23 protein-coding genes are annotated in these 23,272 nt (G+C 64.1%); 8 read left to right on the forward strand and 15 right to left on the reverse strand.

From position 1 onward, the window contains the following. Positions 1–6 precede the first annotated feature (6 nt). The 3 genes from AB8A38_RS08125 to AB8A38_RS08135 form a co-directional block, all read right to left on the reverse strand. The gene (locus tag AB8A38_RS08125) at positions 7–2,055 is read right to left on the reverse strand and encodes a DUF2793 domain-containing protein (RefSeq protein WP_439085628.1); all 2,049 of its coding nucleotides are present in this window, start codon (positions 2,053–2,055) and stop codon (positions 7–9) included. Positions 2,056–2,165: 110 nt separating this feature from the next. Next, entirely contained in the window at positions 2,166–6,020 is a 3,855-nt protein-coding gene (locus AB8A38_RS08130) for a baseplate multidomain protein megatron (RefSeq protein ID WP_439085629.1), read from the reverse strand. After that, positions 6,020–6,460 (reverse strand): NlpC/P60 family protein, encoded by a 441-nt coding sequence (locus AB8A38_RS08135; protein WP_439085630.1) that lies wholly within the window; start codon positions 6,458–6,460, stop codon positions 6,020–6,022. Before AB8A38_RS08135 ends, AB8A38_RS08130 begins: the two co-directional genes overlap by 1 nt. Positions 6,461–6,652: 192 nt before the next feature. On the opposite strand from AB8A38_RS08135, the gene AB8A38_RS08140 reads away from it, so the two are divergent. From AB8A38_RS08140 to AB8A38_RS08150, 3 genes are all read left to right on the forward strand, one after another. After that, the gene (locus tag AB8A38_RS08140) at positions 6,653–7,075 is read left to right on the forward strand and encodes a GFA family protein (protein WP_439083619.1); all 423 of its coding nucleotides are present in this window, start codon (positions 6,653–6,655) and stop codon (positions 7,073–7,075) included. A 19-nt stretch (positions 7,076–7,094) separates the two neighbouring features. After that, a complete protein-coding gene (locus AB8A38_RS08145) occupies positions 7,095–7,619 on the forward strand; it encodes a DUF3455 domain-containing protein (protein ID WP_439085631.1) in 525 nt (174 codons plus the stop codon). Between the two features lie 268 nt (positions 7,620–7,887). Continuing rightward, positions 7,888–9,078 carry a helix-turn-helix transcriptional regulator gene (locus AB8A38_RS08150; RefSeq protein WP_439085632.1) on the forward strand — a complete coding sequence of 397 codons (1,191 nt, stop codon included), beginning with the start codon at positions 7,888–7,890 and terminating at the stop codon, positions 9,076–9,078. A gap of 149 nt (positions 9,079–9,227) precedes the next feature. Here the strand turns inward: AB8A38_RS08150 and AB8A38_RS08155 are convergent, their stop codons facing one another. Next, positions 9,228–11,813 (reverse strand): autotransporter family protein, encoded by a 2,586-nt coding sequence (locus AB8A38_RS08155; RefSeq protein WP_439085633.1) that lies wholly within the window; start codon positions 11,811–11,813, stop codon positions 9,228–9,230. A gap of 493 nt (positions 11,814–12,306) precedes the next feature. Between AB8A38_RS08155 and AB8A38_RS08160 the strand changes: the two genes are divergently transcribed. Further along, the gene (locus tag AB8A38_RS08160) at positions 12,307–12,447 is read left to right on the forward strand and encodes a hypothetical protein (RefSeq protein ID WP_158550502.1); all 141 of its coding nucleotides are present in this window, start codon (positions 12,307–12,309) and stop codon (positions 12,445–12,447) included. 197 nt (positions 12,448–12,644) lie between these two features. Here the strand turns inward: AB8A38_RS08160 and AB8A38_RS08165 are convergent, their stop codons facing one another. After that, a complete protein-coding gene (locus AB8A38_RS08165) occupies positions 12,645–13,568 on the reverse strand; it encodes a LysR substrate-binding domain-containing protein (protein WP_439085634.1) in 924 nt (307 codons plus the stop codon). 170 nt (positions 13,569–13,738) lie between these two features. Here AB8A38_RS08165 and AB8A38_RS08170 point away from each other — a divergent pair, with 170 nt between their 5' ends. Together AB8A38_RS08170 and AB8A38_RS08175 are read left to right on the forward strand one after the other, a co-directional pair. Continuing rightward, positions 13,739–15,052, forward strand: a complete 1,314-nt coding sequence (locus AB8A38_RS08170; protein WP_439085635.1) for an MFS transporter — start codon at positions 13,739–13,741, stop codon at positions 15,050–15,052. Positions 15,053–15,108: 56 nt separating this feature from the next. Then, a complete protein-coding gene (locus tag AB8A38_RS08175; protein WP_439085636.1) occupies positions 15,109–15,870 on the forward strand; it encodes an SDR family oxidoreductase in 762 nt (253 codons plus the stop codon). 115 nt (positions 15,871–15,985) lie between these two features. Here the strand turns inward: AB8A38_RS08175 and AB8A38_RS08180 are convergent. Continuing rightward, positions 15,986–16,746 (reverse strand): IS5 family transposase gene (locus AB8A38_RS08180; protein WP_439085637.1). Its coding sequence is split into 2 segments (ribosomal slippage): positions 15,986–16,599 and positions 16,599–16,746, totalling 762 coding nucleotides; the frame shifts between segments, so codons are not numbered across the junction. Between the two features lie 279 nt (positions 16,747–17,025). On the opposite strand from AB8A38_RS08180, the gene AB8A38_RS08185 reads away from it, so the two are divergent. Continuing rightward, positions 17,026–17,685: a hypothetical protein gene (locus AB8A38_RS08185; protein ID WP_439085638.1), complete on the forward strand. Its 660-nt coding sequence runs from the start codon at positions 17,026–17,028 to the stop codon at positions 17,683–17,685. A gap of 142 nt (positions 17,686–17,827) precedes the next feature. Here AB8A38_RS08185 and AB8A38_RS08190 read toward each other — a convergent pair whose 3' ends face one another. The 9 genes from AB8A38_RS08190 to AB8A38_RS08230 all read right to left on the reverse strand — a co-directional run bounded on the left by AB8A38_RS08190 (position 17,828) and on the right by AB8A38_RS08230 (position 22,311). Then, on the reverse strand, positions 17,828–18,694 hold the full coding sequence (locus AB8A38_RS08190; RefSeq protein WP_439085639.1) for a DUF2163 domain-containing protein: 867 nt from the start codon (positions 18,692–18,694) through the stop codon (positions 17,828–17,830). Next, positions 18,691–19,329 (reverse strand): phage distal tail protein, Rcc01695 family, encoded by a 639-nt coding sequence (locus AB8A38_RS08195; RefSeq protein ID WP_439085640.1) that lies wholly within the window; start codon positions 19,327–19,329, stop codon positions 18,691–18,693. Before AB8A38_RS08195 ends, AB8A38_RS08190 begins: the two co-directional genes overlap by 4 nt. A gap of 12 nt (positions 19,330–19,341) precedes the next feature. Beyond that, entirely contained in the window at positions 19,342–19,911 is a 570-nt protein-coding gene (locus AB8A38_RS08200) for a phage tail tape measure protein (protein WP_439085641.1), read from the reverse strand. Next, positions 19,895–20,119 (reverse strand): rcc01693 family protein, encoded by a 225-nt coding sequence (locus tag AB8A38_RS08205; protein WP_439085642.1) that lies wholly within the window; start codon positions 20,117–20,119, stop codon positions 19,895–19,897. Before AB8A38_RS08205 ends, AB8A38_RS08200 begins: the two co-directional genes overlap by 17 nt. Then, a complete protein-coding gene (locus AB8A38_RS08210; protein ID WP_439085643.1) occupies positions 20,116–20,442 on the reverse strand; it encodes a gene transfer agent family protein in 327 nt (108 codons plus the stop codon). Before AB8A38_RS08210 ends, AB8A38_RS08205 begins: the two co-directional genes overlap by 4 nt. A 10-nt stretch (positions 20,443–20,452) precedes the next feature. Further along, a complete protein-coding gene (locus tag AB8A38_RS08215; RefSeq protein ID WP_439085644.1) occupies positions 20,453–20,860 on the reverse strand; it encodes a phage major tail protein, TP901-1 family in 408 nt (135 codons plus the stop codon). A 78-nt stretch (positions 20,861–20,938) separates the two neighbouring features. Next, a complete protein-coding gene (locus AB8A38_RS08220) occupies positions 20,939–21,346 on the reverse strand; it encodes a DUF3168 domain-containing protein (RefSeq protein ID WP_439085645.1) in 408 nt (135 codons plus the stop codon). Between the two features lie 78 nt (positions 21,347–21,424). Then, positions 21,425–21,745: a head-tail adaptor protein gene (locus AB8A38_RS08225; RefSeq protein ID WP_439085646.1), complete on the reverse strand. Its 321-nt coding sequence runs from the start codon at positions 21,743–21,745 to the stop codon at positions 21,425–21,427. Beyond that, a complete protein-coding gene (locus AB8A38_RS08230; RefSeq protein ID WP_439085647.1) occupies positions 21,742–22,311 on the reverse strand; it encodes a head-tail connector protein in 570 nt (189 codons plus the stop codon). The genes AB8A38_RS08225 and AB8A38_RS08230 overlap by 4 nt, the downstream gene beginning before the upstream one ends. Positions 22,312–22,406: 95 nt before the next feature. Between AB8A38_RS08230 and AB8A38_RS08235 the strand changes: the two genes are divergently transcribed. Further along, on the forward strand, positions 22,407–23,204 hold the full coding sequence (locus AB8A38_RS08235; RefSeq protein ID WP_439088477.1) for a S1 family peptidase: 798 nt from the start codon (positions 22,407–22,409) through the stop codon (positions 23,202–23,204). The last annotated feature ends 68 nt before the right edge of the window (positions 23,205–23,272 follow it).

The raw sequence follows: 23,272 nt of genomic DNA on the forward strand, positions 1-23,272 counted from the left end.
TGCTAGTTAACTTCCTCTATCTCGATTATCTAGCCATCCGAGAGAGACAAGCCAAAGCGAATTTCCAGATCCTATATTGCTCACACCCCGCAACTGGCCGCTGGCATTGGTCTCGATTGCTAATTCGCACATAAAGTAGGTGCCTGCGACGTCGGCTCTCATGTTCCCATTCCCCGCAGGCACATTCGACGTTTGCGTCATCTCGTTCGGTGAATGCCACAAAAACTGCACGCCGCTCACCGACGTATTCCCGAACAGCGCCCGGAATTTCGCTTGCACCTTCACGCCGGTCGGAACGCTCAGCGTGTAGAGCGCGGAGACATTGGTGGGGCTGGCGGCGGCGTAGTCGTTGACGGGCTGGTAGCGCAGGAACAGGTCGCCGTTCTGGTAGACGCGCAGCCAGTTGCTCGAAGCATCGGTGAACAGCGAGAAGATGCGTCGGAACAGTGTGTAGGACGGCGGCAGCACCGGATGCGCCAGCGCGCGATGGGCGCCGCTGCCGGCGCTCGTGGTCGTGATCACCGCCCCGCCCTGCGAGGCCGACACGGTGAAGCTGTCGGCGCCGAGCACGCTGCGAACGAAATAGCGCGTGCCGGCGACGAGGCCTGCCGGCAGCGTGCCGGATGTCGCGAACATCACGGGTGTATTCGGCTTGAGGCCATGATCGATCCAGGTGACGACCGAGGGCGCGGCCTGCGAGATCGTAACTTCAGCGGCGGTGCCGGGCGCAAGCGACACCAGGACATCCACCGCCCCGGTGTCCATGCGCTTGATGAGATGCGCATGATACTGCGTGCTGGCCGTCAGCGTTCCGGCATCCAGAGCGCCATTGCCGCTGCCTGCCGTCCAGGCTGCGCCCGTCTTGCTGAACGTCTGGCCCAGCGTCATCACGTCGCTCTGGCTGCTGTCGGTGGCAACACCCGCCGAGACGCTAAAGATCGCCGCCCCGGCCGTCGAGAAGGTCAGCCCCGACAGGTAGCCACGCAGGATCGAGGCAAGGCCCGCATTGCGCTGCGCCTGGTTCTGTTGAAATGGCGTCAGCGCCTGCGCGGTCGCATAGGCGATGCCGCCGTTGGCGCCGCCGAGAACGCGCCATCGCCCTGCCGTCCCATCATAGCGCAGCAACGCCGCCTGGCCCGCCGCGATTGCGAGATCCGATCCGGCAAACCGGTTCGCCGCCTGCGACGCCGCGTTCTCGCTCAGCAGCGCCAGCGCAGAGTCGCCGACATTGATGACGCAAAGGATGCGCCCTTCCACGCCACCGCCGATGCCCGACACGTTGCGCGCGACATCGGACGACATCTGCAGCACCGCTGCCGTGCCAAGTCCCGCCGGCGCGTAGTCATGGGCGTCGGCCACGATGGGCGGTGGTGCGATCACACTGGCCAGCGCCACGCCGCCTTGCAGCCGCAGCATCGCGTTGCCGGGATCGATGGCGAAAGCCTCGCGCCAGGCGGCGCCATCGGGCGAGACCTTCAGCTTGAACGCGGCATCGCCGACCAGCCCGAACTCGGCGCGGCCGGAATAGGCGTCGGAAAACACCATCGAGGCGGCGTCCGCAGACGTCTCGCGCGACACCTGCAGGCGGATGTCGCCGCTCCCGCCACCGGCCGCGTCGATGGCCGCGAACAGCGCGGCATTCGACTTCACGCTCAGACGATTGCCCGCATCAGCCTCGGTATTGATCCCGAAATGAGGGACGCTATCGAGCGACGGCGTGCCGACATCGCGCCACAGTGCGCCGTCGAACACCATCATCACGTCATCGGCCACCGACCAGACACACCAGCCGGCTTTCGGGACAAGAAAAGCCCAGGTACCATCCTGCCATGTGGCGATGGCCAGCCCATGGCCGCTCCAGGCCCCCGATGCCCCGGCCGCCACGATATGCCGTGCGCCCTCGGCCGGCGACGCCGGCGGAACGGTCCGCGTCACATCGCGCACCGAGATCTGGATCGCCGCGTCGAGAATGCGCAGCGCCTCGTTGTGGGTGACGTGTTTCTGCGCCTGCCCGCTCTCGATGAAGGGCAGCTTGAGATTCGGCGTATCGGTCATGATTGTTCTCTCGATATCGCAGCGGTCATTGCGAGGAGCGAAGCGACGCGGCAATCCAGAAGCAACAAACGCAGGAAGACTGGATTGCTTCGCTTCGCTCGCAATGACGATCAAATTGGAATTATGAGCTCGGAAAAATGTCCGGCGCCAACCGTGCCGGAGAGCTGCGCGACGCGCAGATGCAGGCTCGGCTGCGGCGCGCCGAAATCGGCGACCTCGTCGGCCACCGCATAGAGCGCCTGCGCTGTGGTGCAGGCGATGCTGCGGACGACGGAGCTACCCGAGAGAATCTCCAGCCGGTAGGCCTCGCCGTCCTCGCCGAGGGGCACTTCGGCATTCCAGCCATCGCCATCGAGACGCGTGCGCCTGATCCATGAGATGTGGATGCCATCGAGCTTGCGCGCGGCCTTCATATGCACCGGCGCCAGCGGTAACAGCGCGCTGCGATCCGGCGTCAGCACCAGCGCGACGGCCGAGGCATCGTCATGGCTGCGGCCGTTGCCGACCACGCGCAGCGATAATGGCCGTTCGAGTGCGTCGAGTCCCCGTGCGATCGGTACCAGGCTTCTGTCCAGTATCACGAACGGCGCACCGGCCGGCAATAGCGCTGCCATCGCGGATTCCGACCCCGCCTGTCCGCGCAGCAACCGCGACAGACGATAGGTGTTGGCCTCGACCAGTTCGGCATTGGCAAACTGGATGATCTCCCAATCGCCATCCGCATTCTGCACGGCTGCGGAATTGCTGCCGCCGAGCACCCGCGCATCCGACAGCGACGCCAGCGCGCCGCCATGGAGCCGCACGCGGCATGTCGTGGCATTGTCCCATCGTGCGGTTGGCCCGGCCGGCAGCGCATCCAGCGTCTCGCCGATCACAGCAGGCGTCGCCGCGACCGCAGCCACCTGGAAACTCGCGCCGTCCTTCGATTGCCAGATCACCACCGAGCCCGGCCACGGATTGGCGAAGACAGCGAGCCGCGTCAGCACGTCCGCATTGCCACTGTCGATCACCGGCAGGTTCAGCGCGATCGCCTGCACCGGCCCGAGCGCCGCCGGCACCGGTGGCAACTTGATCTCGGGCGCCAGCAGCGGCACGGCAAACACGTCGGGATCGATACTGCGCGCCGTCACCTGCCGCGCCTGCGTATCGACGAGCCCGCTGATCTCGAACAGCCGTCGCCGTCCGTTCAGCGTCAGCGCAATGACATCGCCGGGTGCGAGCGCCAGCGCCGTCATGCCGACCGCGAACTCCGCGCGCTCGCGCCCGGCCCACAGGTCCTGCAACCAGACCTCGGCGCGCTGCGTCGCCGCCGTATCGCTGGTGATGACGGCGAGATCGGCGTGCAGCATCCGGCTGGCGCCGCCGGTGAGTTTGCGCGATGACACCGCCGAGCGCCGATAATCCGTCAGCGCATCGCTGAAACCGATGCTGACCTGACGGGGCAATTCGGTCTCCTGCGCCCGCACCAGCCGCGCCAGCGCGCCATCATCCGGCGCCACCAGATCGTCTTCGGTGAATTCCGCCACGGGCGCACCGCCGCGCGGGATGAAGCGGAGCGTGCCATCTGCCGCCGTCGCATCGAAAGCATAGGCCACCGACAGCGGCTCGATCATCGCGCGCGGCGCCATTGGCCGGTCCACGACATAACCATCGCAGCCGCCGGCCAGCGCCGAAGCATCGATCCCGGCTATGCCTGCATCCGTCGCGAGCCTGTCGACCAGCGCATCCAGCGGCGCGCCGCCGAGCCGGCCATTCAGCCAGTGGCCGGTATGCCAGTTGGCGCCATCGCCCCAGATGTCATCGGCGGCCGGAAAGATCGGATAAGGCCGCGAGTCCCAGGTCCAGACGTGAATGGCCGATACATCGATCATCCGCCCGCCATAGAGTGGCGACACCGGATTCTCCGCGTCGCTTGCGCCAAAGGCTGGATCGAACATAGAGAGCAGCGCTTCCAGATGGCGCCGCTGCATCAGGTCGTCGCGCGCGCCGCTGGAGAAATACGGCGCAGAGTTCTCCGACGATTTCGGATCGGGAAACACGCTCGGCTGGTTGGCGCCCTTGTCGACGGCGGGACAGCCGACTTCCGTCAGCCAGATCGGCTTGCTGCGCGGGACCCATGCGGTCGAATTGCCCAATTCCGCATGGCCGACGCGCTCGTGATGGGCATTGCCCCACCAGTTCCAGAGATCCTTGACGCGATGGATCCACGGCTTGCCGAGCCCGTCGGTGATCGCAACTCGGTCCTGCGCATCGCGCGCGTTATCATCCGGGTAGTACCAGTCATAGGCCTCGCCGCCCGCCACATTGCTGCGCAGATAGCCGCGATCATAGATCGTGTCGGAGAGATCACGATCGAGATGATCGGCTTCATCGCGCCAGTCGGACAGCGGCGCATAGTAATCGATCCCGACCGCATCGATGGCGGCCGATGCCCACAGCGGATCGAGCGGAAACCTGATCTCCGACGCATCCACGGTTGCGACATGCGCGCCATATTCGGTCCAGTCGGCGCCATAGGTCACCGCCGTGCCGCCCCCGACGATCGCCTTCACGTCAGTTGCGAGCGCAATCAGTTGAGCCACCGCGGGATAGATGCCCGACGCCGAACGCACGCGGGTCAGCCCAGGCAATTCCGAGCCGATCATGAAGCCGTCGACCCCGCCGGCAAGCGATACGAGCTGCGCATAATGCAGCACCATCCGGCGATAGTTCCAGACACCGACTGCAAAGAATTGATCGACCTGCGCGCCGGCCGTTGCGGTGCCATCGGGCGAGCCCGGCTGGCCCGGCGCGGGATCGCAGGTGATGCGGCCGCGCCAGGGATAGGCCGGTTGCGCGCCCGCCCCGCTCCACGGATCGGGCAAACCATTGCCGGATGGCACGTCCATGATGACGAACGGATAGAACGTGATCTTCAGCCCGCGTGCTTTCAACTCGCCGATCAGATGCATGACGCTCTCATCGGACGGCGTGCCGCCGAACGCCGCGCGTCCGTCGATTTGCGACACCACATAGGACGAAGGCCGCGTGACGCCAGCCACCGACCACGACAGCGGGCTAGTCGTCTTGGCGGGATTGTCGATGCCCGGCCGCACGGCGCAATATTCGGCGCGCAAATCCGAACCGAACCACGCCACGACAATGGCGACACGTTGCAGGTTCGGGCACAGGCCCTGCAGATCGTCCAGCGCCGCCACCACATCGGACCGTGCCGAGCCGTGATGGCGGTTCTCCGGCGCGGATTGTCCGGGGCCGAGCAGTTGCACCACCGTGGACGGTTCATAGCCGAATTCGGTCGTGCCGGGGATCAGCGTCACCGCGCGCACCATCGCTTCGAGCAGGCCGATCGGCCGGATGATCTCGAAGGACAGTTGCGGAATCCGGTTGCCGAAATTCGCCAGCGGCAAGCGCTCGAACACGACATAAGCTAGCCCGCGATAGGCCGGCGCGTTCCCCGCGCCTTCCTTCGCGACAATCAGCCCGTCCGGCATCTGATCTTCGGTGCCGCGATAGACGCGAAAATTGATACCGTCGAGATCGAGCGGCTTGCCGTCAGCCCAGATCCGCCCGACGCGGCCGATCACGCCGTCGCACAGGCCCACCGCGAAATTCGCGAAGTAACTATAGGTCGTCGTCGTTGTCGTCGGCCCGCCGCCGAGACCCTTGCCGCCGTCCGTCGGCACCGTCTCCAATGTTGCGACTTCCTCTAGCGGTGTCGCCCAGATCACCTGGCCGCTCAGCCGCGCACGGCCATAAATGCGCGGGATCGGCGCGCCCTCGGTGGACGCCATCACATCGAGATCGGCGAGCTGCGGCCCGCTTGTGCTCTGATCACTTGAGCCGAATAGCGCGCTATCGATCGCGCCACCCAGCGCCGCACCGGCGAGCTGGCCCGCGATCGCGCCAAGCGGGCCGAACATGCCACCGATCGCGCCTCCCGCAGTCGAGAGAACCAGTGTGGACATCAGCTCACTCCGGGAAAGCGGAACGCATAGGCCAGACGACGGTGCCACCACGGCGTCAGCGCGACCTCGCAGACGGCCGCGCCGTCATGGGCGTGGATCATCGTGCCCTCGCCGCTGGCAATGGCCGCATGCTTGGCCACATAACCGTCGCGCCAGCGAAACAGCAGGACATCGCCACATCCGAACCCATCGATTCCGATGGGCACGAGATGCCGCAACGCCGCCTGTGCCAGCGCCTCCTCAGCCCGTGCCTCGGCCCAGTCCGGCGCATAAGGCGGCGGCGCTTCCGGCTCATCGCCAAGGCAATGACGCCAGACGCCGCGCACGAGGCCGAGGCAGTCGCATCCGACATGCTTCACCGAAGCCTGATGCTGATAGCGCGTACCAATCCAGTCGCGCGCCTCGCTGACAATGGCGGCGCGCGTGAGCGTTTCGATCATGTTGTCTGTCCCGCAATCCATAACTGCACTGCGCGCCACGTCACTCTCTGACCGCATTTTGCGACGACACATCTTGTGATCGGCTCTCATTCGATCGAATGACGCTTCGCCTCGCGCGCCGCTGCTAGCAGCATGCCCGGCGCGCCCGCTTTGCGGCGAGGCACGATGCACAAGCAAGAGGAAACGAGAGCAATGACACATGTTGGAAAGTGCTTCTGCGGCGCAGTCGAACTGGAAGTGGATGGTGCCCCGGAAGCGATGGGCTATTGCCACTGCAGTTCATGCCGTTCGTGGTCCGGCGGGCCGGTCAATGCCTTCAGCCTGTGGAAGCCGAACGCCGTGCGGATCACCGCGGGCGCCAAGCATGTTGCAAGCTTCCAGAAGACACCGCTCAGCCAGCGCCAGTATTGCAGCAAATGTGGCGGGCACCTGCTGACCAATCATCCGACGTTCGGCCTGGTCGATGTCTTTGCGGCGACCATCCCGACACTCCGTTTCGAACCCGGTGTCCACGTCAATTATGCCGAGACCGTACTGCCGATGAAGGACGGCCTGCCGAAGTTGAAGGACTTTCCGGCGGAGCTCGGCGGCTCCGGCGAGGCCGTCGCCGAATAGACATCACGCGCGAGGTCCCATGAACGATCACATGAATTGCAAAGTGAAGTGCAGACTGTTCGGGGCGGCGCTCATCGCCGCCCTCGCCGCGTTGACGCATCCGGCCGCGGCTCAGGTGCCGTCCGAGATTGCCGAGCCGGATGCCACGATCGTCGCGATCTATCACGCGGAGGGCGCGCAGGTGTATGAGTGCATGGCCGCCTCCGACGGCAAGCTCTCCTGGACGTTCCGCGAGCCGATCGCCACGCTGCTGTCCAATGGACTGACCGTCGGCCGCCACTATGCGGGCCCGCATTGGCAACTCACCGATGGCAGCACGCTGGGCGGCAAAGCGGTTGGCCGCGCACCAGGTAAAACCGCGAGCGACATTCCGTGGCTCAAATTGACGGTGACTGACCGGCATGGCGACGGCAAGCTCGCAACGGTCGACGTGATCCAGCGCATCAACACCAAAGGCGGCGTTGCCGCCGGCCCCTGCGACGATGCCGGCCAGTTTCTCAGCGTGCCCTATTCGGCAGACTACGCGTTCCTGCACAAGGATTGAGTGTTCCGCATCGGTTGAATTTGGTTCGAATGACGGCGCCGCAAGCGCCGTCATTTTGCTATCAAGGACCGATCGGCGCACGTCCCCGATTTTCGATTTATTCCGCGCATCATCCGGAAAATATTTCGCACGCTGAAACACAGCTTCTGCGCGTTCAGCAACGACATCGCCGCCGGAACCACGTAGCTTTCCAATCACGCATCGTCGGTGTGCCGGCATAGGCACGCATGCAAAGGTGCTGGCTCACCTTCCCGAGAGATAGCTGCAAATGACGTCAGTGACTCCGCTCTGGCCGATGGCCGCCCGGCTCGCATCGCCTGATCTCGCAGAAGGCGCAGAACAGCTCAGCGACCTGATCGGCTGTATCTACGACACCGTCCTCGACTCGTCGTCCTGGACGAATGCGATCGAGCGCGCGATGCAATTCGTCGGCGGCGTCGGCGCCAGCCTCTACACCAAGAACGCCGCCATGCCGTCGGGGCATATTCTCCACGTGGTCGGCATTTCCGCGGACTATCAAAGCTCCTATTTCGACAAATATGTTACGCTCGATCCCACCACGACCGTGCAGTTCTTCGCGGAGATCGATGAGCCGATCGGGATCGAGGACATCCTGCCTTACGCGGAGTTCAGAGAAACCCGCTTCTACAAGGAATGGGTGCAACCGCAGGGACTGGCGGATTGCATCAATTCGGTGCTCGACAAGTCCATCACCAATGTTGCCATGTTCGGCGTGTTCCGGCATGAGCGTGACGGCGTCGCCGACGAGCGCGCGCGTCACCGTATGCGACTGATCGCGCCGCATATCCGCCGCGCCGTGATGATCGGACGGATGTTCGATCTGAAAGCCGCCGAGGCCGCGACGCTGGCGGATACGCTCGACGGGATGAGCGTCGGCCTGTTCCTCGTCGATTCCGCCGCGCGCATCGTTCATGCCAACTTTGCCGGCCATGCCATGCTCGATACTGCGGACGTCCTGCGCGCCTCCTCCGGCCGCCTCAGCGCTCGCGACAGCCAGGCCGATCGCGCCTTGCGGGACGCCCTCGCCGTCGCCGGTGAAGGCGACAGCGCGCTCGGCACGCGTGGAATCGCCATGCCGCTCGTCGGCAGCACTGGCGAACGATACGTCGCCCATCTCCTGCCGCTGACATCGGGCGCACGGCGACAGGCCGGACTGGTCTATTCGGCCACGGCGGCTTTGTTCGTGCGCAAGGCGGATATCGACGCCACTTCGCCGCCCGAACTCATCGGCAAAACATTCCAGCTCACACCGTCAGAGCTTCGTGTCCTGCTGGCGATCGTCCAGGTCGGCGGCGTGCCGGAGGTCGCTGCAGCGCTCGGCGTCGCCGAAACGACGATCAAGACGCATCTCAGCCGCCTGTTCTACAAAACCGGAACCCGGCGGCAGGCGGATCTGGTCAAGCTGTTCGCCGGCTATGCGACGCGCGTGATCGGATGAGCGCCAGATAATTTGCCGCGAGTTCGCCGTATCGGGTCGCGATACGCCGATCGTGCAAAACGGCTTAAGGCCTTACCTGAAGGGCTGGTGACGTTGCGGCGCAGAACAAACACAAGATCCTGACTGAGTTGCGCGACCAGCGCGTTCGCTCACCAGACGATGCGGAAGCCGCCAGTGCCCTTGTAGCTGTGGTTCGCCGCCGCATCCTCAAGGCTCGCGCTATAGGAGACCTCACCGAACACTGCGTAGCGGCCGTTGGCCCAGCTATAGGTGCCGCCGCCGCCGATGCTGCCCCACAGCCGATCTTGCGCGCTGGCGAAGCCGGTGCCGGCGACATCGACACGGGTGCCGTCGAGGAACTCGTAGCGCAGATTGCCGATGCCGTAGATATCCGAGCGCACGATGCCCGCGCCGTCGTTCCAGGTCTTCTGGTGGTTGAGCGCAAGTCCGGCGCGGCCGAGCAGGCTGTCGCCGTCGCGCAGGGACACGGGTGCACCGAACCGATCGGTGAAGCGATCGAACTCGGCCTTCGAATAGGATAGCTGCGCCTGCGGCGTCAGCGACCAGCCGTTGCCGACAAAGAACCGCTTGCCGGTTTCAGCGCTGAAGGCATAGCCCACCCCTTCATTGCCGTGGGTCATGCTGCCGGCCAGCACCGAGGACAGATCGCTGCGATAAAACATCGATTGCGCCTGGCCGTCGACATAGAAGCCGTTGTCGCCGAACCATGTCAGCGTGCCGCCGACGCCCGCTCCTTCGACGCGAATCCGGCCATTGCCGAAGGCCGATGCGATATTGGCGGTTGTCAGGCCATATTGCCCGGCGAGACCGACGATCAGCCTTCCGCGCTCGTTCTCCATCAGGAGACCGTCGAGGCCCGCCTGCACTTTCAACTGGTCGGCTTTGTAGGTGGAGCCTGTGGTGGTGGACGGCTGCAAATCGGATTGGCCGCCTTCGATGCGGCCCCAGAACGCCGTGGGCGTCGGCGACGGCTCACCTGCCGCCGGTGCGACTCCGGCGCGCGCCATGGCATCGCTGCCGCCCCAATAGCGATTGCCGACGCGCTGCTGCATGGTCGGCAGCTCGTTCATGCCGAGCAGCACCTGCGCATAATTTTCGTAAAGCGGAACGCCGGGCTGATAGAGGGGACCAGCCGGAGCAGCCGGCGGAGGATTGATCAGACTGGAGCGCAGATACCAGTCGCCATCGGTTGGCGTGCTGACGCCGTTCTTCTGCAACGTGTAGGCATATGCGCCGCCGACCACCGCCTGCTGGCCCTGAATGACGTAATCGCCGAGCAGCGAGAACGCGCCGTTCGACGCGCCGCCGACATCGATGATCTTGATGCCTTCGACGGTTTGCGCGCCGGTGCCGCCGAGATTGATCACCCGCACATTGGTGCTGCCTGCGGTGTTGCCCGTGACGACAAGCCGATCGGTCGGCGACGCATCGCCACCGAGCGCCGTCTCGATCTGCAACGTTCCGCCATTGCCGGTGTAGTTGCCGGCGACGGTGAGCGTTCCGATGGAATTGCCGGGCGCGACGATGCCTGCGTTCGATGTGTCGCAGACCGTGCCGGTGCCTTGCAGCGTGCCGCCGGCCAGCACGTTCATGGCGCCGCAGACGCTGCCGTTGACCGCGAGCGTGCCGCCGCTCACCGTCGTGCCACCGGTATAGGTGTTCACGCCTGAAAGGGTCTGCATGCCGCTGCTAAGCGTCAGTCCGCCAGTGCCGGAGATGATGCCGGAGAACTGATCGTTCGCATTGGTGATGGTCAGGTTCTTTGCGCCGAGCGCGACGGCACCGCTTCCTGCGAGACTCTGGATGCTAGTGCCCGCCGCAGTAATACCCGAGACATTGAAGGTTGCATCTGCGACCACGCGGCTTGATGCGCTAATCGAGCCAGTACCGGTAAGCGCAAGAGTGCCGGCCTGGATCACCGTCGGGCCCGTATAATCGCTGGATACCCGGAGATTTAATGTGCCGGCACCGATCTTGGTCAATCCGCCGACACCGGAAAACCCGGCGCCCGCGCCCACAGTGAAAGCCTGGGTGTCAACGGTCAGGCCGCCCGCAGCGATATTGAGGTTGCCTGGCAAAAATCCGCTGATGAAGAAGTTGTTGTTTATCCTGGCTCGCAGAATGGCGTTATCGAAATTGACCTGGCCGGTTCCAACACCGGCGCGCGACAGGTTATTGGTCTCGAGCGTGCTGCCACCATTGATGTTGAGCGTACCCGTGCCGCCGGCGAAGGTCCCCAAAGTGACCCCTGATTGGGCCACAACTGCAGCGCCGTTCTGAATGTTAAGGGTACCATTGCCACTGGCGCCGAGGTTGATCTGGCTGCCGGATGTAATCCACTGCGATCCGGCTCCCGTGACCGTCACGGTGCCGTTGCTTCCGCCCGCGACTCCAATCACAAGGCTCGCGCCGTTGCTTGTCAGCGTGCTGCCGTTCTGAATCGTCAGATTGCCAAACGATCCAGTCGTATTGCCGACGAATATTTGACCGGTCGTGCCAACAGCGGGACCGCCCACGCCGAGGATGGTCGGGTTTGGCGACGTCGTGTTAATGTTGACTGAGCTGCCGGCGATTGGGGTTGTTCCGCCCGACCAGTTGGTCCCGACGGTCCAGTCATTGCTCGTTGTTCCGGTCCAGGTTTGAGCCGCGGCCGATCCTGCGGAGAGAGCCGTCAGCGCCGTCGCTGACACGCCCGCCAGGAGCAAGCGAAGCATTTGCGTTCGGGCATTGGCGGATGGAGATAGCCGGGTGCGATTCGGACTCTTGTGGCACCCGTCGTCCGACTGTCGCCCGATCGTCGCAAATCCGATGCATTCGCGCACGCGTTATTCCACTTCGATCGAATCCACACCGTTCGAGGATGCGGATGTTTGTTGTCGTGCAGTCCGCGATGGACACTTCCGAAGCTAGATGAGCCGCAACAATCGGACAATAATCGAAGCGTGTTCACGCTGAACAAACATGCGGCCTGTGCCGTTTGCGCAACGAAAGACGCTTAACAAAGCCTTTCGAGATCGGATGCGGTTGGCACATCGCAAGCTCAATCTATCAGTGCGTGCGCTGGTTCGATGTCTCTCGTGTTGGAACGTCGCCACACACGCAACAGACGAATGTGAAGTCGCATCAGCCGTTCGTAGGACGCTTGATATCACTGCTCCATCGATGATGAGCCACGACAAGCGCATCACTCATCCGGATGGACCATCAATGGCATTACTCGAACGTCTGCTCTACGCCGCCGCGATCGCGTGCTTCGTGATCGTTCACACCATCGCCCTGCAACGAATCGATGCCGTCGCATCACATGCGACCCACACGCCATCCGTCACCCTGCAGGGGACGGATTGATCGTGCTCATCCCCACCCGTCCCTGGCGTCGGGTAACTCATGACGAAATCGTCGCCGGGAATATCGGAGAAGCCGCGGACATTATCGACATTGCCGATACACCAAGAAGCTGTTCGGGGCCGGAGAGCGACCGACGAGTCGGCATCACCGCTCGCGCCTTGCCCCAGCGGTTCATGGAAGCGACGGTGTTATCGACACTAGCTCCGGACGAGATCGCGGCCTTGTTGCTCGAGCCAGTCGCAGAACACGGCGATGTGTGGATCGGTCCGTCGCGCTTCCGGCAGATAGGCGAAGTAGCTTCGCGCCGAGAGACTGATGTCCGGAAACGGCGTCATCAATCGCCCGGCCGCGAGATCATCGGCGACCAATGCGGTCGGACCCATCGCCACGCCGAGTCCGTCGATCGCTGCCTGTATGGTCAGATAGAAATGATCGAAGGTCAGGGATGCCTCCGGGCGAAGGGCGGGCTCTCCGGCCTCAGCCAGCCAGTCGCGCCATAGCCGCGCCATCGAGGAGACGTGAAGCAGCGTGTGACGCGACAGATCGCGGATATCGGTCAGCGGCGCCCGATCCAGGATGGCCGGACTACACACCGGCAGCCGCCGCTCCCCGAACAGGAAACGCGAGGTGTAACCGGGGAAAGTGTCCGGGCCACCTCTGATCACGACATCGAACGGCTCTGCCAGGGCGTCGATCGTCTCGTTCGACGTGCTCAAGCGTACCTCGATGTCGGGATGCTCCGCACGAAAAGCGCCCATCCGTCGCAACAGCCATCGCAGACTGAAAGTTGCGAGAGCGTTCACATGCAGCACGATGGATGGCGCGTCATGCCGTCTGGTTCGATGCTGCTGCACGGCAGCCGAAATACGATCGAGCGCCGGTCCGAATTCGGTGAGCAATGCTGCGCCGGCAGGCGTCAGCACGACCCGGCGGACCGAACGCCGAAACAGCGCCGGAGCACCCAGCCAGTCTTCCAATAGCCGGATCTGCTGACTGACGGCGCCGTGGGTCACGCTGAGCTCAACGGCCGCCTCCTTCAGACTGCCGAGGCGGGCGGCGGCTTCGAAGGCGCGGACCGCATTCAGCGGCGGCAGACTACGGCGCGGGACAAAGGTGGACATACTTGAGAATTTCTAACCCATGACCTGAGTATTACTGATTTGTGACAGCCTGAAGTCTAGTTCAGAGTGACTTTAGCAGCGCCTTGCACGCCGGACACCAGCTCTGGCGCACCAATCTTCAGATTTTCTGCGACTGCGGAGCGTGCGCCGGAAGACCCAAGAAACAGCACATGACCCACAATGAGACCACGGCATCCACCACTACGGCTCCTGCGAACCGGACCCGCGCCGCACGAACGCTTGCGCTGACCGGGCTCAACCACGCTTTGCACGACGGCTTCACGGACGCGATCTATGTATTGCTGCCGATCTGGCAGACCGAATTTGCGCTGAGCTATAGCGTCCTTGCGATCTTTCGCGGTCTTTATTCCGGCACCATGGCATGTCTGCAGATTCCGGCGGGGCATCTGGCGGAGCGGATCGATGCCAAATTCATTCTCTGCTGCGGCACGGCGCTATCGGCGTTGGGCTACGCTCTCGCGGGCATCTCCGGTGGCATCGTCGGACTGAGCTTTGCGCTCGCATTGGCAGGCGCAGGCTCGAGCACCCAACACCCTCTGGCGTCCGCCGCCGTTTCACGGGCTTATGGGCGCGCTGCGCGCAGGCCGCTCGGCATCTACAATTTCACAGGCGATCTCGGAAAGGCGGCCATCCCGGCGCTGATGTCTCTGCTGCTTGTCACCATCGCCTGGCGCCATGCCGTGTTTGCGCTCGCTGCCGCCGGCATCGCCGTGTCTGTCGCCATGGCCGTGTGGATGCCGGCCGTGGGCATGGGGCATGCAGCAGATGCGAAGGAACGATCCAGCAAGACCGGTCGAGGTCGCGGCGGATTCTATTGGCTCCTGGCGATCGGAATGCTCGATAGCGCCGTCAGAATGGGCTTCCTCACCTTTCTGCCATTTCTCCTGATTGAAAAAGGAGCTTCGCTTCCCACCAGCGGTTTCGCTCTGGCACTTCTCTTCATCGGCGGAGCCGCCGGCAAGTTCGCTTGCGGCTGGCTTGGCGACAGGATCGGCACCCGGCGCACCGTTCTCTTCACCGAAGCGGCCACTGCGCTTCTGATCCTCAGTGTTTTGGTGCTGCCACTCATCCCGGTTATCGTCGTTCTGCCGGCGCTGGGGGTGATGCTCAACGGCACGTCATCGGTGCTGTATGGAACGGTTCCTGAACTGACCCCGCCCCATCGCACTGCGCGTGCCTTCGCCCTGTTTTATACCGGCACCATCGGCGCGGGCGCCGGTGCCCCGGTTCTCTATGGTTTTCTGGGCGACGCGTTCGGACCCGCAATGGCAACGGCCGCGACCGCGATGACGGCGCTGGCGATCTGCCCGTTCATGATCCCACTCTCAAGGCATCTGAGCGATGACGTCGAAATCGGTCTGGCATCGCACTCATCCGGACGGCCTATAGCGTTTTCGAGCGAAGTGGAGACCGGTTCGCGTCAAGAAAACGCGTCAAAACAAAAAGCTAGAGCCTGGTTCTGATTCAATCAGAACCAGGCTCTAGATTATGATTTCACCACCACATCAAGGTTCGCAAAATGGATACCGTCTCACAGGCGCCGCTCATTCTGATAACGGGTGGAAGTCGTGGCGTAGGCGCCGCGACTGCGCGGCTTGCTGCCACGCAAGGTTACGATGTGGCGATCAGCTTCGTCTCCAACGAAACTGCCGCCCTTGCGGTGGCGGCTGATGTCGAAGCTGCAGGGCGCCGGGCTTTGACGGTCCGCGCAGATAGTGCAGATCCAGAGCAGGTCGCTCAATTATTCGCGGCGATCGACCGAAAGTTCGGCCGGATCGACGTGCTGGTGAACAACGCCGCGATGCTTGCGCGGCAGTCCCGGCTGGAGGATCTTGGATTCGAGCGGATGCAGCGCATCTTCGCGGTCAACTCCATCGGCCCTATCCTTTGTGCACAGCAAGCCGCAAAGCGGATGTCGTATCGCCACAACGGGCGGGGCGGTTCCGTGATCAACATCTCGTCGGCTTCGGCCCGGCTCGGCAGCCCCGGCGAATATGTCGACTACGCTGCATCGAAGGGCGCCGTCGAGACATTCACGACCGGCTTCGCCAAGGAAGTCGCGCGGGATGGGATACGCGTCAACTGCATTCGCCCGGGGCACATCTACACTGACATGCATGCCAGCGGCGGAGAGCCGGGACGAGTCGATCGCGTCAAGGACTCGATCCCGATGGGTAGAGGCGGTCAGCCTGAAGAGGTTGCGCGGGCGATCCTGTGGCTGGCAAGCGCCGAGGCTTCCTTCGTGACCGGCACGTTCCTCGATGTCACTGGCGGCAAGTGAGCAACAATGTACGGCGCCAGGCCCTGCCCGAAACGCCCTCCTGATCGAAACCGAAACTTTCTCCGGAATAATTGCGGGCGACATTCGCGGTGAGCTCGCGCATATCGGCCACTCGCTAGGGCGTGGACTCATAAGCGCGCAGCCAAATTCGAATGGCTGCGAGCTTTATGAAGGCGAGGTAATTTGCGGCGAGTTTGTCATATCGGGTGGCGACGCGCCGGCATTGCTTTATCCTATTGAAGAAACGTTCCACCAAATTGCGTGCCTGATACAGATATGGGCTAAAGCAGATTGGGTCTCTGCGATTTCGCTTCGAACGAATGTTAGCCCACGCACCTCGGTTACCGGCGAATGCCCTAATCCAGTCTGCATCGTACCCTCGATCAGCCAACAACATCGCGCCTGATTTTAGATCAGACAGCAGCTCGGTGACGAGCCGGTTGTCGTGGGCCTCACCGGTCGTCAGTTCAAGGCGAACCGGCATTCCGTTGCTATCGACGCAAGCGTGTATTTTGGTCGTCAGCCCACCTCTTGACCTGCCGATCAGCCTTGTTTCGGCCCCTCCCGCGCAGCCGCCGTGCTGATATACGCGGACAATGGAGGTGTCGATCATCTGGACAGAGCCATCATGGGTTTCCGCGAGGGCCTCCATGATCGAGTCCCAGATTCCAGCCATCCGCCAACGAACAAACCGGTTGTAGCAGGTCGTGTAAGGCCCAAAGGTCTCTGCAGATCGCGCCATGGAGCTCCCGACCGCAATATCCAGAAGATGCCGTTGAGGACCCTCCGGTCGTCGACCCTCGGCACACCCCGCGGCTTGTTCGGAAGGAACGGCCTGATGGCAGTCCACTCAAAGTCCGTGAGTTCATATCTCATGATTCGAGGCCCCGGTTCGGAAGCTTGAATCATGTCTATCTGAGTGTTCGCAACACCGAACGGCAGGTCCGAGATGGGTCGGATAGCGGACATGCTGCCGACATGTCAAAAGCGACGCGAATGCACCCGGGCCGACATGCTTGCCACCCCCGATACTCGCCCGCATGAACCAAACCGCAGGACCGGGCCACTAATGCACAGCAGTTTGGCCGGTTTTCATTGCCATCGCTTTCGGCCGTGGCACGGTTCGGACGTCACCTTGGCGGATTGGAATCGTCAATGCCCCTTCTCGATTTGCTCTACCTCGTTGTCGTCGAGCCGCTATTGCCGCTGCTTGCCGGCGCCGGCCTGTTCATGCTGACCCGTTCCCACTTGATCGCGGCAGGCCTGTCCGCCCTCGGCTTCGGCGCCCTGGGAGCCTTGTACTTCTCTCGTTTGTCATTGAACGGCCCTTTGTCGGGCGCGCTCTACGGAATAGGAATCGACGGCGTCGCCAGCGGGTTAGTGGCGTTGGCCGGCAGCGGCTATGTGCGCCTGATCGGAGCGGAGGCGCGACGCCTCGGCACGCAGCGCACGGCAATCGTGCACGCCGTCGGCATCGCCTTCGCAGCGACGGCATTTGTTCTGCTCTTCGTGACGCATGGCTCAGACCAGGTCGGGATCGCGCTCTATCTCTTCATGCTCGCGTGGTCGCTCGGGGCCGCGGCTGCAACCGGCAGCTTCGGCGGTGTCGTCGCCACGATGGCGTTGGCGATGGTCGCCATGGTGCATGGCATCTGGGGCGCCGCAATCGCCAGTGGTGTCCGCGATGCCGGCCAAGCCTATATCGCGATCTTCATCGTGCCGCCGTTGCTGGTGCCTGTTCTCGCGATCGCCGCCTTTGGCAGGTGGCTCGGCGGCGCCCTCCGAGTGCGTGGAAGCCTTGGGCGACCAGGATAGGTGGGCCGCGCGGATTAATGTCGCCTGTTGGCACAAAAGGGACCTGAGGCGATGTAGAGCTTGAATCTGCAATGTGCCGAATAGCGGAAACGGGTTGAGCTTGCTTGCGAGCCTCAATTTATGAGTACACGCTCGAACCCACTCATCCCCCGCCCGTCCCCGGCGTCGGATAGCTCATGACGAAGTCGTTGCCGGGGATATCGGGGAAGCCGCGGAAATTATCGACATTGCCGAAGCGATCGCGGCAAGTCGCCAGCGTCTTGTCGCAGCCGGCCGTGACGGTGAATGCATCGCCGGCCGCGATCGGCTCCGCCATGGCCTGCCACAGCGACAGCCGCACATGGCCCGCACTCACGCGATGCTGCTTCACCTCCATGGCGAGTCCGGCATTGGCGCCGCTCGTCCATGTCAGACGCCCGGCAGTGAACAGATCGTCCGCGAAGGCACCGAGGCCACTGACGGAGAACATCGATGTGCCCTCGAGCGCCTCGACCGCGCCAGCCCCTTGCCAGCCTGCGAGATTGATGCGGCATTTGCCGTCGCCGAGATCGGCGCCACATCGCGCCGTATAAAGCCGCCCGCTCTCCTGCGACAGCAGTGCCGCGAGCCCGCGCAATTCGGCAATGAATGCGGTCCCCTCACGTTTCACTTCGCCGAGCGTGCCGCGCGCCGTGAGCACGCGCAGCGAGGTGTCGCTCCAGTCCACCAGCCAGGTCTCCACCTGCGCGGCGTCGTAGCGCCCCGCCGCGAGATCCGCGTCGGTGAGGATGTCGTCGTCCAGCGCACCGGCGATATCGCCGCCATCCACCGACAGATCGAAGCGGCTGGTCGCTTCCGAAGCCGCGAGCCCGGTGCCGGCGCGATAGGTGACGCCATCGATGACGAGATCGCAGTCGTGATCGGTGAACCCCGCAATGACGCCATCGCGCCGCGTCAGCTTCCACACCTGCGCCAGTGTGGTGACGCCGGAATCGAGCCTGGCCTGTAAGGCTGCGGGGATCGCTCTCATAGCCGGATCTCCACCAGCGGAATTTTCGGGATTGCACCGGCGGCAAAGGCCGACAGATCGACTTCGAGATAATCCGTGTCGAACCGCACGGGCACATCGAACTGGAAGCCGGCGGTGATCGCGGCACCTGTCGTGGGAATGTGGCCGCTGGCGAATGTCACGAGCCCGCTCGTCGCATCGCAGGTGAAGGCGCTGCTCGCGATCTCGTCGCCGGCAACGGCAATCCGTACGCTGCCATCGACGGGCTTGGTAATCGGCCGCTGATAGGGCGCAAAACTGCTGCCATAGGTCTTCATCAACTGAAACGACGCGGTCGCGCCGTCGCCGATCCCGATGCCCTGATCCTCAGGCGAGATCGCGCCGCCCGATATGTTCGACGTCTGGTCGAGCCGGTCGCGCCAGCGAAAGCCGTGCAGCCGCCCGCGCCGTTCCTCGAAGAACGCCACAACGCTCTGCAGCGCCGCCAGCGTCCTGATGCCGTAGCCCGCATCGTAGCGACGGCGCGAATGCGCCCAGCGCGCGTTGCGCTCCTCGCGCCCGGAGCCGAACGACACGATCTCCGTGCGTCGCTCCGGTCCGCCCGCGCTTTTCAGCGCGATATCGAGCGGAAACAGGATGTCGTGAAAGGCTGTCATGCAAGTGATCCATCACAGACTGCGCTGTCCGCGCGCCACCGCCCGCGCGATCTGGCCGGTCACGTAGTTCTCCGAACGACGGAAGCCGTCGAGATCCGGCGTCGCGATCTGCACGTTGATCGTGTTGCCGCCGCCCTGCGTGGCGACGCCGAGGCTGCCATCCGCGGCACGTTGCAGCGGCATGATCGCTTCCGGCCCGGATTCACCGGCCAGACCCGTGCCGCCGCCGGGCATCGGGAAATAGCTGGGCGTGCCGATCACGCCGCCCGACGCGAACGCCTTCACCGGACTGCTGACACCAGCCTTGCCCGCGCCGCCGAACAGGCTCGAGACCAGCGAGGAAATGCTCGATGACATCGCGCCCGCGCCGGCCTGCAGCGCGGATTTCATCGTCAGGTCCGACATTTTCAGCGCCAGCGACTTCAGCACGTCGTCGAACTTCTGGCCCGATGCGACCGAACTCGAAAAGGCCTGGGTCATCACTTTCGAGAACGTCGTCGCAGCGGATGTCAGGCCGGCGGTTTTCACCGTCATGCTGTCGAGCGTGCCGGACGCCGCACTGAGGTCACTGGTGTCGCTCATGCAAGGTCTCTCCGGAATCCGGAAACTGTGTCATCAGGTCATTGAGCGCACCGCGATCCATCGGCGTGGACACCGGCCCACGCACCGCCGCGATGGCATACGCCAATTCGCGCGGCGTCATCCGCCAGAACGCATCCGGCGACAGCCGCAGCACGCCGAAGCCGAACTGCATCGCCTCGGCCCATGGAAATGGCGCAGGCTGTGTCATCGCGCGGCCTGCGGCGCGTCGGTGAACGTGGCAGCGATCAGTTCGGCGGCGATGCCGACAAAGCCTGCGGCGCCGCCAGGCACCGTCATGGCCGCAACCTCGTCGTCACTGGTGGCCTCGCCTGCCCCGCGCAACCCGGCGCCGATGATGCGGATGAGATCGCGCGCCGACATCCGCCCGGAGCCGAAACGTTCGGCGAGTGCCGCGAGATCATCGGCGCCGAAGGCGCTTTCCAGCTCCGCCAGCGCGCCGAGCGTCAGCACCAGGTTGCGGCTGCGGCCGCCGAGTTCGGCGGCAATCTCGCCGCGCAATCTGTTGGGCATGGTGATCTCCTCACACCGCCGCAAAGGTCAGCGGCCCCGCCGATTCCAGCGCGAGATCGAAGCTGACTTCGCCGTTGTGCTCGCCTGCGAATTCGAGACTCGCGATCTGGAACAGGCCGGTGATGGTGCCGAAATCGGGCACCAGCACCTGACAGTTATTGATCGTGCCGTCGAAGAACGCCTGCCGTACCAGTGCATCGGAGGCGCCGTCCTTGAACAGGCCGCGGCCGGAGATCGACGCGCGGCGCACGCCGGCGCCAGCCAAGAGCTCGCGCCAGCGATCGACGGATTCCGCATGGGTGATGTCGACGATCTCCGCATTGAAGGCGATGCGCCGGCTGCGTAGCCCCGCCACCGTGACGAATGCCGTGCCACTATGGATCTTGATCAGCAGATCCTTGCCCTTCTGCGCGCCCATCGCGTGCTCCCTTTATACAATAGCGTTTTCAAGCGAAGTGGATGCCGGTTCGCGTCAAGAAAACGCGTCAAGCAAAGATCACTGCGGTTCCGTGATCGCGCGAAACCGCACCACGGCGTGATAGGTCCGGCCATCGGCCTCGCGCCGGATATCGGCGATGGCAAAGCGCAGATTGACGAGGCGATGCCCGCTCGGCGTCAGCGGCGCGTCGTCCAGCGCCTGCAGCAGCGCGCCGGTGATCACATGCGCCTCCTTGTGGCCGCCCTGCCGCGACCAGGCATGCAGCGTGAGCTGATGCTCCTGCACTTGGCCGTCATCGGCGGAGACATCGACGATGCGCGCATCGCCGAGCGTGACATAGGGAAACGCCACATTCGCAGGCGGCTCGTCATAGACCCGGTGACCGCCGAGCGCGAAACCCAGCGCCGTGTCAGCCTTGAGCGCATCAAAGATCGCCGCGCGCAAGGCGACGTGAGCTGCGGGCATGATAGGCTCCGTGACAGCAAAGCGTTTTCGAGCGAAGTGGATGCCGGTTCGCGTGAAGAAAACGCGTCAAGAAAAACGTCAGTCGATGCGCCATTCGGCGTCGATTTCGACGAACCTGCGGTCGTCGATCTCGTGCAGCGCGGTGATGCGATAGATTTTCGCGCCGTCGATGAAGCGATGCCGCAGGGTCAGCGCAAAGCCGCTGCGCAGAACGATGCGCAGATGCACCAGTGCGCCATCGGCGTCGGCCTCGACCTCGCGCGTCATGCGCGCCGGCAGCACCGCGGCCCAGACGGTGGCGACGGCGCTGTAGCTGCGCGCAACGCCGCCCTGTCCGTCATCGGCCTCATCGGGCGCCTCGATCACCAGCCGCGTCTTCAACCGTCCGGGATCGATCATAGCGACAGCCCCCGATACGGCGCGATCAGCGCGTGCAGACCTGCAGGCTGCATCGCAGTGCCGCCGCCGATCGCCGCGAGACCGCGATTGTCGTACCAATGCGCCAGCAGCATCTTCAGCGCGTGAATAAGGTCCGCCGGCACATCGCTCGCCAGCGCGCCGAAACCGCAGATCACATCGAGCTCGATGCCGGCGACATGGCGCCCCGGTGCGGGCAGTGCCCAGCACGGCGCGGCGATGACATTGGCAGCGCTATCGACGACGAAACTCTCGACCTCCAGCGCATGGGCCATGCCCGCCGCATCGAACATGCGCGCCGCGAGCAGCGTCTTGAGCGGCCCGATACGAAGCATGATGCGTCCATCCCCGGGCCATGCATCCAGCACGAACCGCCAGGTCTGTGTCAGCAGCGCACGGCGTGTCAGCGCTTCCACATGCGCGCGGGCGGCGGCGATCAGCGCGGTGATGACTGGGTCATCGTCGGCATGTTCGACACGCAGAAATTGTCTGGCCTCGGCGAGCGACAGCGGTTCGCTTGCCGGCGGCACCAGCAGAATGGCGGACATGGGGGATCTCCGGGTGGCTCGTGTGACCAATCAGGGAATTGACATCGCGGGTCCGCGGGGCTGACATCCCCGCCATGATTCAGACAGGTTCCCGCATGCCGCCGCGCCTACGCGCGACGCGGCGCTCTCTCGCCATTGCCCGCAGCGCCATCGTTAGCCTTGCAATCGCGTCACTATCCGTCCCGGCCTCCGCCCTCGTCGGCGGCGCGAGCGTGCGCGATGACGAGATCGGCCGCGCGGTGATCACCATTGTCGGTTCGCGCGGCAATTTCTGTTCGGGCGCGCTGATCGCGCCGACCCTGGTGCTGTCGGCAGCGCATTGCGTGACGCCCGGCGCCAGTTACAAGATCGTGCTCTATGACGCCCAGCGGCAGCCGCAACTGCTCGCGGTGAAACGCGTCGCCGATCATCCCCAGTTCAATGCGGAAGGCATCAAGGCGCATCGCGCCAGCGCCGATGTGGCGCTGCTGCAGCTTGCAGATCCCTTGCCCGGCAAGACCGCGCTGCCGCTCGGCGTGCCCACCGAGCCCTTCGCCGCCGGGCAGAATTATCTCGTGGCCGGCATCGGCGTTGCCGCGCGCGGCGACGGCAAGAGCGGCGGCACCGTGCGCGCGGCGCAGCTCACCTCCACCAGTCATCCCGGCAAATTGCAGATAAGACTGGTCGATCCCGCGACCGACAATACGCGCGACGGCCTCGGCGCCTGCACCGGCGACAGCGGCGGGCCCGTGCTGCAACAGCAAAATGGCCGCAACATCGTGATCGGCGTGGTGTCGTGGTCTACCGGCGCCAAGAGCAGCGCCGGCTGCGGCGGCCTCACCGGCGTGACGCCGCTGACGCTGTATCGCGACTGGATCCTGCAGACGGCACGCGCCTGGGGCACGCCGCTCTGATCGCAGGCGCCATTCAGGCAACGCTGCGCAAGCAAGCGCCGCGCAAGGCAAGTGTCGTTAAGTTCCGT

It is taken from the genome of Tardiphaga sp. 839_C3_N1_4, assembly GCF_051811045.1.
Taxonomy (GTDB): Bacteria; Pseudomonadota; Alphaproteobacteria; order Rhizobiales; family Xanthobacteraceae; genus Tardiphaga.

Excerpts from the sequence above, each read along its gene's own strand:
- AB8A38_RS08125 (WP_439085628.1), bottom strand. The coding sequence starts at position 2,055 with ATGACCGATACGCCGAATCTCAAGCTGCCCTTCATCGAGAGCGGGCAG.
- AB8A38_RS08130 (WP_439085629.1), bottom strand. The coding sequence starts at position 6,020 with ATGTCCACACTGGTTCTCTCGACTGCGGGAGGCGCGATCGGTGGCATG.
- AB8A38_RS08135 (WP_439085630.1), bottom strand. The coding sequence starts at position 6,460 with ATGATCGAAACGCTCACGCGCGCCGCCATTGTCAGCGAGGCGCGCGAC.
- AB8A38_RS08140 (WP_439083619.1), top strand. The coding sequence starts at position 6,653 with ATGACACATGTTGGAAAGTGCTTCTGCGGCGCAGTCGAACTGGAAGTG.
- AB8A38_RS08145 (WP_439085631.1), top strand. The coding sequence starts at position 7,095 with ATGAACGATCACATGAATTGCAAAGTGAAGTGCAGACTGTTCGGGGCG.
- AB8A38_RS08150 (WP_439085632.1), top strand. The coding sequence starts at position 7,888 with ATGACGTCAGTGACTCCGCTCTGGCCGATGGCCGCCCGGCTCGCATCG.
- AB8A38_RS08155 (WP_439085633.1), bottom strand. The coding sequence starts at position 11,813 with ATGCTTCGCTTGCTCCTGGCGGGCGTGTCAGCGACGGCGCTGACGGCT.
- AB8A38_RS08160 (WP_158550502.1), top strand. The coding sequence starts at position 12,307 with ATGGCATTACTCGAACGTCTGCTCTACGCCGCCGCGATCGCGTGCTTC.
- AB8A38_RS08165 (WP_439085634.1), bottom strand. The coding sequence starts at position 13,568 with ATGTCCACCTTTGTCCCGCGCCGTAGTCTGCCGCCGCTGAATGCGGTC.
- AB8A38_RS08170 (WP_439085635.1), top strand. The coding sequence starts at position 13,739 with ATGACCCACAATGAGACCACGGCATCCACCACTACGGCTCCTGCGAAC.
- AB8A38_RS08175 (WP_439085636.1), top strand. The coding sequence starts at position 15,109 with ATGGATACCGTCTCACAGGCGCCGCTCATTCTGATAACGGGTGGAAGT.
- AB8A38_RS08185 (WP_439085638.1), top strand. The coding sequence starts at position 17,026 with ATGCCCCTTCTCGATTTGCTCTACCTCGTTGTCGTCGAGCCGCTATTG.
- AB8A38_RS08190 (WP_439085639.1), bottom strand. The coding sequence starts at position 18,694 with ATGAGAGCGATCCCCGCAGCCTTACAGGCCAGGCTCGATTCCGGCGTC.
- AB8A38_RS08195 (WP_439085640.1), bottom strand. The coding sequence starts at position 19,329 with ATGACAGCCTTTCACGACATCCTGTTTCCGCTCGATATCGCGCTGAAA.
- AB8A38_RS08200 (WP_439085641.1), bottom strand. The coding sequence starts at position 19,911 with ATGAGCGACACCAGTGACCTCAGTGCGGCGTCCGGCACGCTCGACAGC.
- AB8A38_RS08205 (WP_439085642.1), bottom strand. The coding sequence starts at position 20,119 with ATGACACAGCCTGCGCCATTTCCATGGGCCGAGGCGATGCAGTTCGGC.
- AB8A38_RS08210 (WP_439085643.1), bottom strand. The coding sequence starts at position 20,442 with ATGCCCAACAGATTGCGCGGCGAGATTGCCGCCGAACTCGGCGGCCGC.
- AB8A38_RS08215 (WP_439085644.1), bottom strand. The coding sequence starts at position 20,860 with ATGGGCGCGCAGAAGGGCAAGGATCTGCTGATCAAGATCCATAGTGGC.
- AB8A38_RS08220 (WP_439085645.1), bottom strand. The coding sequence starts at position 21,346 with ATGCCCGCAGCTCACGTCGCCTTGCGCGCGGCGATCTTTGATGCGCTC.
- AB8A38_RS08225 (WP_439085646.1), bottom strand. The coding sequence starts at position 21,745 with ATGATCGATCCCGGACGGTTGAAGACGCGGCTGGTGATCGAGGCGCCC.
- AB8A38_RS08230 (WP_439085647.1), bottom strand. The coding sequence starts at position 22,311 with ATGTCCGCCATTCTGCTGGTGCCGCCGGCAAGCGAACCGCTGTCGCTC.
- AB8A38_RS08235 (WP_439088477.1), top strand. The coding sequence starts at position 22,407 with ATGCCGCCGCGCCTACGCGCGACGCGGCGCTCTCTCGCCATTGCCCGC.